7 protein-coding genes and 1 pseudogene are annotated in these 9,435 nt (G+C 74.2%); 5 read left to right on the plus strand and 3 right to left on the minus strand.

Annotated elements, in window-relative coordinates:
- Positions 1–204, minus strand: a 204-nt coding sequence (locus tag ACWKZU_RS06120; RefSeq protein ID WP_449281515.1) for a hypothetical protein, incomplete at its 3' end; no start/stop codon positions are given.
- 347 nt (positions 205–551) lie between these two features.
- On the opposite strand from ACWKZU_RS06120, the gene ACWKZU_RS06125 reads away from it, so the two are divergent.
- Together ACWKZU_RS06125 and ACWKZU_RS06130 are read left to right on the plus strand one after the other, a co-directional pair.
- A complete protein-coding gene (locus tag ACWKZU_RS06125) occupies positions 552–1,448 on the plus strand; it encodes a ComEA family DNA-binding protein (protein ID WP_449281516.1) in 897 nt (298 codons plus the stop codon).
- Complete coding sequence (locus tag ACWKZU_RS06130; RefSeq protein WP_449281517.1) at positions 1,445–4,033, plus strand: ComEC/Rec2 family competence protein; 2,589 nt, start codon at positions 1,445–1,447, stop codon at positions 4,031–4,033. The genes ACWKZU_RS06125 and ACWKZU_RS06130 overlap by 4 nt, the downstream gene beginning before the upstream one ends.
- 29 nt (positions 4,034–4,062) lie before the next feature.
- Here ACWKZU_RS06130 and leuS read toward each other — a convergent pair whose 3' ends face one another.
- Entirely contained in the window at positions 4,063–6,594 is a 2,532-nt protein-coding gene (leuS, locus tag ACWKZU_RS06135) for a leucine--tRNA ligase (protein ID WP_449281521.1), read from the minus strand.
- Positions 6,595–6,750: 156 nt separating this feature from the next.
- Between leuS and ACWKZU_RS06140 the strand changes: the two genes are divergently transcribed.
- Both ACWKZU_RS06140 and ACWKZU_RS06145 read left to right on the plus strand, forming a co-directional pair.
- Positions 6,751–7,122 (plus strand): ArsR/SmtB family transcription factor, encoded by a 372-nt coding sequence (locus ACWKZU_RS06140; protein ID WP_449281518.1) that lies wholly within the window; start codon positions 6,751–6,753, stop codon positions 7,120–7,122.
- Positions 7,119–7,634, plus strand: a complete 516-nt coding sequence (locus ACWKZU_RS06145; protein ID WP_449281519.1) for an SRPBCC domain-containing protein — start codon at positions 7,119–7,121, stop codon at positions 7,632–7,634. Before ACWKZU_RS06140 ends, ACWKZU_RS06145 begins: the two co-directional genes overlap by 4 nt.
- 14 nt (positions 7,635–7,648) lie before the next feature.
- Here ACWKZU_RS06145 and ACWKZU_RS06150 read toward each other — a convergent pair whose 3' ends face one another.
- Complete coding sequence (locus tag ACWKZU_RS06150) at positions 7,649–9,007, minus strand: anthranilate synthase component I family protein (RefSeq protein WP_449281520.1); 1,359 nt, start codon at positions 9,005–9,007, stop codon at positions 7,649–7,651.
- A 118-nt stretch (positions 9,008–9,125) separates the two neighbouring features.
- Here ACWKZU_RS06150 and ACWKZU_RS06155 point away from each other — a divergent pair.
- Positions 9,126–9,435, plus strand: a pseudogene (locus tag ACWKZU_RS06155) (hypothetical protein); the annotation flags it as partial.

Raw genomic sequence — 9,435 nt, forward strand, 5'->3', positions numbered from 1 at the left:
CCAAGGCTTGACTATGAGGAAAAGTGCGACTTTCCATGTTGCACGCAGCGGGAACGCGACGAATGCAAGCTTCGGCACCACGTGCAGATCGAGCGCGAGCACGCCCGTGCAAGGAATCGCGAGGTGGAGCTCCGGCGGCTCGGTCTGGGGGCCGCAAGCCACGCTTGCCTGCAAACTCTGGCGACCCTGACTCTCCTCGGCCACCGCGCGGACATCCCGCACAGCCGCTCGGAGACTTCCTCGCACTCGGAGGCGACAGCGCCCTTGAACAGGGTGCACGATCCCGCCGGTTCGTCCAGTCCACGGGTCGCCGGCGCAGGGCCTCGGGCGCACTCGTCCATCGGCTCTCACGGCGAACCGATCGGCGGGGCCGCATCCGCGGCCGGACGCGCTGCCGGCCTTTTCGGCAGGCGTGGTCGGAGGCGCGGCGCGACCTCACGCAGACCGTCCTTTCGCTCACACCAGGGGATCCTCGCCGCCTCGACGGCGAGTCGTGCACATCGTGGGCCGCACGCTGGAACGCCGGACCGCGCGCCGCATAGCGTGTCCGCATGCACCTCGACGACCCCAGACGCTCCAGGCCGGAACCGCTGCCCGCCTCCCGGCGGCATGCCGCCGATCGGATCTCCTCGGGCTGGGCCTCCGAGGCCGTGCTCGAACGGGCGAGCTGGCGCGAGCGCTCAGCCTCGGTCCGCGCGCCCGGAACGCCGCCGGTTCTCGAACGGCAGATCGACGCTCCCGCTCCGAGGCGGATCGCGCGCGCCGTGGCGGTGCCCGCCCTGGCCGGGGCGGTCGCCTTCACGATCGCCGTCGTGATCGCGATCGTGCTCACGATGCTGCAGCTGCGTCCCGCAGCGGAGGCCGCGGAGGAGATCAGCCGCGACATGGCCAGGGCCTCGTCGTCGGACGACGGAGCGGAAGCCGGGTCGGAGGGCCCGGGTGACGCTCGGGCCGCGGGAGGCGCGGACGGCGCCGCCGGACCCGTGCTCGTGCACGTGGCGGGTGAGGTCGCGCATCCCGGAGTCGTCGAGCTCTCCGCAGGGGCGCGCGTCGCAGAGGCCATCGAGGCGGCGGGCGGCGCGAACGAGAGCGCGGTGCTCTCCGCCGTCAACCTCGCGCGTCTCGTGGTCGACGGAGAGCAGATCCTCGTGCCCGACGCCGAGCGGGCGGCGGGCGGCGCAGCAGCTGCCGGCGCGACGGCCGGCGGCGCAACGACCGGTGGCGCGGGGAGCAGCGCGGCGGCCGCCGGAGGCGCTCCGGTCGATCTCAACACCGCCGACGCAGCAGCACTCGACACGCTGCCGAGGGTCGGCCCGGCGCTCGCGCAGCGCATCCTCGACTGGCGCGCGACGAACGGCCGCTTCGCCTCGGTCGATCAGCTGCTGGAGGTCTCGGGCATCGGCGCGAAGACCCTCGACGGCTTCCGCGAGCTGGTGACGGTGCGATGAGCGGCACGGGTGCGCCCGCGGCGACCGTTCGCACCGCGCGCGATCGATCGCCGCCGGGGGTCTGGCGGATCTTCGCCCCCGCACTGCTCGCGTGGGCCTGCGCCGCTTTCGCGGTGCTGCATCCCGGCACCGGGCGCATGCTCGCCCTTCTGGCGGGCTCCTTCGGGAGCGTCCTCGTGCTGCTCGCGACGTCCAGCCGGTGGATGGCGGGACGGGTTGCAGGACGGGTGGTGCGGCGGGTCGCAGGGCGGACCTCCGGGCGGACCGCAGAACGGGCCGCGGGGAACGCCGACGGGCACCGCGCGGAACTCGCGGTGGAACGGATTGCGCGGCGGGTGCTGCGCCACGGCGCGGTGAGCTGCGCCGTGCTGGTGCTGCTGGGGGCGAGCATCGAGAGCGACGAGAGGGTTCGCTCGGATCCCGGCCTCGCCCGCGCGGCCGAGCAGCAGAGCGCGTTCGAGTTCGACGCGGTGCTGCGCGGGTTCCCCCAGCTGCAGGCGTCGGAGGGGCCGCCGCGGGCCTGGATGGAGGCGGCGGCCATCGGAACCGGTGGCGGCGAGGTTCCGGTGGTGCTGTGGCTGCGCGACGACATCGCTCTCGACGCGGGCTCGGCGGCGGGAGCGGACTCCTGGGCACCGGCGACGCGGCTGACGGTGCGCGGGCGGCTGGTCGCACTCGGACCCGGGTCGGCGGCGGCCTACGGCGTGCGCGTCGAGGCGGCTCGGGTCGACCCCTCCGCGGTGGGGGCCGGCGGCCCGACCGCGGAGGCGGGACGCGTCGCCGCGACGCTGCGCATGCAGCTGCGCGAGGCGGCGGAAGCGGTGCCCGGCGCTGCGCTCGTCCCCGGCTTCGCCGTGGGAGACACCGCGCTCATCGACGACTCGCTCGAGCAGCGGATGCAGCGGAGCTCGCTCACGCACCTGGTCGCGGTCTCTGGGGCCAACTGCGCGCTCGTCACCGGCGCGGTGATGTGGTGCGCGGGTCTGCTCGGAGCCGGGCGGCGATCGAGGATCGCGCTCGCGGGCGCCGCACTCGGATGCTTCGCGCTGCTGGTGGGACCCGATGCGAGCGTGCAGCGGGCGGCGCTCATGGCCGCGGTGGTGCTCGTGTCGGGGTTCGGGGGCAGGCGAGCGGTCGCGCTCCCGGCGCTCGGAGCGGCCATGGTCCTGCTGCTGACCGCCGACCCGTGGCAGGCGCTGCAGCCGGGCTTCGCGCTCTCGGTCGCGGCGACGGCCGGGATCCTGCTCGTCGTGCCGGCGCTCGAGCGGAGCATGTCGCGGCTCCTCCCGGCACCGCGCTGGCTGCTGCTCCCCGTCGCCGTCGCCGTCGCCGCGCAGCTCGCCTGCGGGCCGCTGCTGCTCCTGCTACAACCGGGAATCCCCGCGGCGGGAGTGCTCGCCAACGTGGTCGCCGGGCCCGCAGCCCCGCTCGGCACCGGACTCGGCCTGCTCGCGCTCGTGCTGCTCCCCGTGTCGGAGCCGGCCGGAGGAGCGGTGACGGTGCTCGCCTCGCTCCCGGCGCGCTGGGTCGCGGCGACCGCCGAGGTCGTCGCGCAGCTGCCGTTCGCGCGGTGGCCGTGGCCGGAGGGCTGGCCGGGAGCGCTGCTGCTCGCGGCCGTGGAGGGCGCGGTGCTGGCGGCGTGGGGGCTGCTCGCGCACCGCATCGCGCTGCCCCGGGATCGCGCGGCGGGGCGCTCCCCCTGGCGCGGGCGCCGCCCGCTCTCGACGGCGGGCCGCACGACGACCGCGGTGCTGCTCTGCGCCGCAGGGGGCGCCTTCGCGGGACCGACCGCCGTCGCGCCGCTGCTCGACGGCGCCGGGGTGCCGCGCGACTGGAGCATCGTGGCCTGCGACGTCGGCCAGGGCGACGCGCTGCTCCTGCGGGATCCCGAGCATCCGCGACGGGTCATGCTGGTCGACACCGGCGACGACCCCGCGATGCTCGACGCGTGCCTCGACCGCTTCGGGGTGCGCAGCATCGCGCTGCTCGTGCTCACGCACGACGACCGCGACCACGTGGGCGCGCTGAGCACGGTCGCCGGCATCGCGGAGACGGCGCTCCTCGCGCCCGACAACCGCGCGGACGGCGAGCACCGGCCCCTGGTGGGGCGGATCGAGAGGGCCGGAATCCCGTACCGTTTCGGCGAGGCCGGCCTGCGCGGCACGATCGGCGGCCTGCGCTGGGAGGTGCTCGCCCCGCTCCCGGGCGCGATCCCCGCCGACACCAACGCCGCGAGCCTCGTGCTGCGCGTGAACACGGGAGCGGTCTCGGTGCTCCTCCTCGCCGACACCGGCGAGGACGAGCAGCGCGCACTCCGGGGAACGGGCGCCGAGCTCGGCGCCGACATCGCCAAGGTCGCGCACCACGGGAGCCGCGATCAGGACCCTGCACTCGCAGCCGAGATCGACGCCGAGATCGCGCTCGTCTCGGTGGGAGCGGGCAACGGCTACGGCCACCCGACGGCGGAGGCGCTGGCGGCGTTCGAGGCCGCGGGATCCCGTGTGCTGCGCACCGATGTCCACGGCTCCGTCGCGGTCGGCGGCGCAGCCGGCGAGTTCCGCGTCTGGGTGGGGCGGGCCGGATGAAGCCGCTTCCGGGGCGAGCCCGCGCGGGATCAGCGCGTCACGATGCTCACGATCTTCGGCACGCGCACCACCACGTTGACGATCTCGCGATCGCCGACCGAGCGCTGCACCGCGGCCGATGACCGGGCGGCCGCCTCCGCGTCCTCCGCGGTGACCGAGGCCGGCAGGGTGAGGCGATCCCGCACCTTGCCGTCGACCTGCACGACCATGGTCACCTCGTCCTCGACGAGCAGCGCGGGATCCGCCGCCGGCCACTCGGCCAGAGCCACGGTGGGCTCGTGGCCCAGCTTCGCCCACATGTCCTCGGCCGCGTAGGGCGCGAAGAGCGACAGGATCACCGCGATCGCCTCGGCCGACTCGCGCACCGCGGGATCGGCCGCGCCGCGGCCCGAGTCGATGGCCTTGCGGGTCACGTTCACCTGGTCCATGAGGCGCGCCACGACCACGTTGAACTTGTACGCCTCGACGAGTCCCGGAGCGTCGGCGAGCAGATGGTGGGTGTGCTTGCGCAGCTCCGGATCGCCGCCCGCGAAGTCGCTCCCGGCCGGAGCGCCGGAGCGCTCCACGTCGTCGGCCACGCGCCACGCGCGCGCCAGGAACTTCGCCGATCCCTGCACCGACACGTCGGCCCAGTCGATGTCGTCCTCGGGCGGGCCGGCGAACGCGAGGGTCACGCGCAGCGCATCGGCGCCGTGCTCCTGCAGCTCCGAGGCGAACTCGACGAGGTTGCCCTTCGACTTCGACATCTTCGCGCCGTCCTGCAGCACCATGCCCTGGTTCAGCAGCGCGGTGAAGGGCTCCTCGAAATCGAGGTATCCGAGGTCGTGCAGCACCTTCGTGATGAAGCGCGAGTAGAGCAGGTGCAGGATCGCGTGCTCGACACCGCCGGCGTACTGGTCGATCGGTCCCCACCTGCGCGCGAGCTCGGGATCGAAGGCCTGCGTGTCGTCGTTCGCCGAGAGGAACCGCAGGTAGTACCAGGAGCTGTCGACGAAGGTGTCCATGGTGTCGGGGTCGCGCGTCCAGGTCTCCCCCGTCCCCGGGTCGACCACGGTGGACCACTCGGTCGCTGCGCCGAGCGGCGAGGATCCCTTGGGCTTGAGGTCCAGCCCCTCCGATGCGGGCAGCTCGACCGGCAGCGCCGACTGCTCGACCGGCTTCATCTCGCCCTCGTGGTCGCCGGTGCCGTGCAGGATCGGGATCGGGGTGCCCCAGTAGCGCTGGCGCGAGATCAGCCAGTCGCGCAGGCGGTAGGTGGTGGACGCGCGACCGGTGCCGCGATCCTCGAGGATCTCGATGGCCTTCGCGATCGCCTCGGCCTTGGCCAGCCCGTCGAGTTCGGCGGAGTTCATCAGCACGCCGTCGCCGGCGGTCGCGACACCGCTCTCGGCGGGATCGGGCAGCCGCGCCCCGTCGGCGTCCCGCGCGTCGACGACCACCCGCACCGGCAGCTCGAAGCGCAGCGCGAAGTCGAGGTCGCGCTGGTCGTGCGCGGGCACGGCCATGATCGCGCCGTGACCGTAGTCGGCGAGCACGTAGTCGGATGCCCACACGGGAATGCGCTCCCCGTTGACCGGATTCACGGCGAAGTGGTCGAGGAACACGCCGGTCTTCTCGCGGTCGGCGTTCTGCCGCTCGATCTCGGTCTGCTTCTGCGTCTGCTCGAGGTATGCCTGGAACTGCATGCGCACCTCGGCGGAGGCGCCCGCGGCCAGCTCGGCGGCCAGATCCGAGTCCGGCGCGACCACCATGAAGGTGGCGCCGTGCAGGGTGTCGGGCCGGGTGGTGAACACCGGCACCTTCTCTTCGCGGCCCTCGATCTCGAACTCCACCTCGGCGCCGCGCGAGCGGCCGATCCAGTTGCGCTGCATGTTCAGCACCTTGGTCGGCCACTGCCCCTCGAGCTGGTCGAGGTCGTCGAGCAGGCGATCCGCGTAGTCCGTGATGCGGAAGTACCACTGCGTGAGCTTCTTCTTCACGACCATCGCGCCCGAGCGCTCGGAGGTGCCGTCCGACAGCACCTGCTCGTTCGCGAGCACCGTCTGATCCACCGGATCCCAGTTGACCCAGCTGGCCTTGCGGTACGCGAGGCCCTTCTCGTACATCTTGAGGAACAGCCACTGGTTCCAGCGGTAGTACTCGGGGTCGCTCGTGTGCAGCACACGGCTCCAGTCGAAGGACGGCGCGTACAGGCGGAAGCTCGCCTTCTGCTGGGCGATGTTGGCGTAGGTCCACTCGCGCGGATCGACGCCGCGCTTGATCGCGGCGTTCTCGGCGGGCAGCCCGAAGGAGTCCCAGCCGATCGGGTGCAGCACGTCGTAGCCGCGGCCGCGCCAGTAGCGGGCGAGCACATCGCCGAAGCAGAACGCCTCCGCGTGGCCCATGTGCAGGTCGCCGGAGGGGTACGGGAACATGTCGAGCACGTACTTGCGGGGGCGGTCGCCCGCGCCGTCGCCCGCCTCGAAGGGCTTCAGCCGCTCCCACACGGGGAGCCAGCGCTCCTGGATGGCCTTGAAGTCGTATCCCCCGGCCTCACGCGCCTGCTGCTCGACCGCGCTCACCTCGACGCTCGCTTGCCGCTCGCTCACACACACCTCGATCTCGTTCGGGATCGCCCGCCGCGCGGGCACACACCGTTCCAGGATACCGCTTCGCGCGGCCGCGGCATGCCGCGCCGGGGCTTGCGTCCCGGACGAGGATCGCGCACACTTAACTGCATGGCTAACCATTCCTCCGGGATCGAGGACGGGCTCGACGGCGTCTTCGCGGCCCTCGCAGACCCCACCCGCCGCGCCGTGGTGCAGCGGCTCGGGCGGGGGCCGGCCAGCGTCGGCGAGCTGGCGCGGGATTTCCCCATGTCGCTCCCCTCGTTCCTCAAGCACGTGCGCACGCTCGAGGCCTCCGGCCTCGTGCGCACCAGCAAGACCGGTCGTGTGCGCAGCTGCGAGCTGCACGCCGACCGACTCGCCGCGATCGAGCACTGGCTCGCGGCGCAGCGCCGGGTCTGGGAGGGACGCGCCGACCGCCTGGCCGTCTTCGCCGAGGCCGAGGCCGGCATCGCACGCATCACCGAGAAGGAGCAGTCATGACCAGCGAAATCCCCGGGGCCGCGGCCCGGCCCGTCGACCCGCGGCTCGATCTCACCCTCCACCGTCTCATCCGGGCGCCGCGCGAGATCGTCTGGCGCGCCTGGAGCGATCCCGAGCGCCTCGCGCAGTGGTGGATCCCCGCGCCGGCCCGGGCCCGGGTCGACCGGCTGGAGCTGCAGCCCGGCGGCGCCTTCGTCACCAGCATGAGCGATGACGGCGTCGACTTCGCGCCCCACGTCGACGCCGTCTTCCTGCAGGTCGAGCGCGGCCGGCGCCTGGTCTTCACCAACGCGGTCGACAGCGCCTGGCGCCCCGCCCGCCCATCGCCCATCGCGATGACCGCGGAGATCCGGCTGACCGACGATCCCGAGGGCACCTCCTACGACGTGCTCGTGCGGCACGGGGATCCGGAGGGTCGCGCGCTGCACGAGGAGCTCGGGTTCTTCGAGGGCTGGGGATCCGTCACCACCGCCCTCGCGGAGCTCGCCGAGCGGGAGCGGCGGGAGGCATAGCGGGACGGCCGGCGTCAGCCCCGCGACGCTTCGAGCGCCGCGAAGAGCGACGCCGCCTTCAGGTGCTTCTCGGCCACCTCGCTCGCGGCGTGCGAGTCCGCCGTGATCCCGCCCCCCGCGCCGATGCGGGCGCTCGCACCGCGCAGCTCGCCGGCGGCGCCGATCCCGCGGATCTCCGCGCTGCGGATCGTCATCGCGAGCTCGGCGTCGCCGCAGCCGTCGATCCACCCGAAGCACCCGGAGTACAGCCCCCGCGGCCCGGCCTCGAGACCGGCGAGGATCTCGACGGCGCGCCGTTTGGGCGCCCCCGTCATGGAGCCCCCCGGGAAGCACACGTCGATCGCGTCGAAGACGTCGACCGCGCCGTGCAGCTCGCCGGTGACGGTGCTGACGAGCTGGTGCACGTGGGGATGGGTCTCGACGCGCAGGAAGCCCTCGACGGCCACCGAGCCCGGGACGCAGATCCGGCTGAGGTCGTTGCGCATGAGGTCCACGATCATGAGGTTCTCGGCCCGCTCCTTCGGATCGTTCGCGAGCTGCGCCGCGAGCGCCGCGTCCTCCTCGGGCGTGCCGCCGCGCGGCCGGGTCCCCTTGATGGGGTGGGTCGCCAAGCGCGCGCCGCGCACCGAGAGGAAGCGCTCCGGGCTCGCGCTGACGAGCGCGCGGTCGCCCGCCGCGATCACGCCGCCCCTGGCCGCGGCCCCGCCGGCGCGCAGGCGCGCGTAGACGGCGAGCGGATCGAAGGCGCCGCCCGCCTCTGCGGTGTCGGTGAGGCACAGCACGTAGGCCTCGCCGTCGCGGATCGCGGCGCGGCAGGCCTCGACCTCCGCGGCGTACTCCGCGTCGCTGCGGCGCCAGGCGGCGGTGCGCGTTCGGGCGGAGGGAGCCGCGGCCGAGGCCCCCGCTGCGAGGAGCGCCTCGAGCCGATCCGCGGCCTCGGGGACGCCGCGCAGCTCGGAGCGCCCCCCGTCGTGGTCGATGGCGAGCACGGCGTCGAGACGCAGCGCGAATCCCGGGTCCGCCGGATCGGGCGCGGGGTCGAGACCGAGCAGCGCCACCCCGAACTCGTAGCCGAGCGCGACGGCCCAGCCCCCGTGGAGGCCCTCGCCGCCCGCATCGCCCGGACCGCCGTGCGGACCCGCGTGCGGACCGCGGCCCGGGCCCGCGTGCAGCCCCGCCCTCAGCTCGGCGAGGAACGCGCGCTCGTTGCCCCGCTCGGCGACCCGCACCTCGCTCGCGACGCCCAGATAGCTCACGCGCGGTTCGCCGGGGGCGGCGCCCTCGCCGTCGAACCAGCACCACGGCAGACCGCTCGCCGCCAGGACGCGCGCGGCGGACGGAGCATCTCCCGCCCACCCACGTCTTCCGCTCACCCGACCACTGTACCGAGCCGCGAGACGCGCATCGCGCGGGCCGCCGCTACGAGCACCGGCCGGGCCGCACCCGAGCGCGCCGGGCCCCGACCCGCCGCGGCCCCGGTAGGGTGAGCACGTGACCGCAGGATCCCCCCGCTTGCTCGCCGCCGACTCGTTCCGGGTGCGCGTGAACCCGCGCACGGGCGACGCGGAGGTGCGCGGACTCGAGCTGCACCGCCGCCGCTTCCGGACGGCGGTGCTCGACGCGCACGGGACCGCCGCTGGAGGCGATCGCGTCGACGCGTTCCTCGCCGGCGCGCTGCCGCGGATCGCGGCGTACGGCGAGGGCTTCCCCCGGCTGGAGCTCTGGGAGGAGCGGGATCGCGATCCCGAACTGCGCCTGGCGCTGCGCCCGCTGCCCGAGCTGCGCGACACGATCGAGCTGC

This window comes from Leucobacter sp., assembly GCF_053528595.1.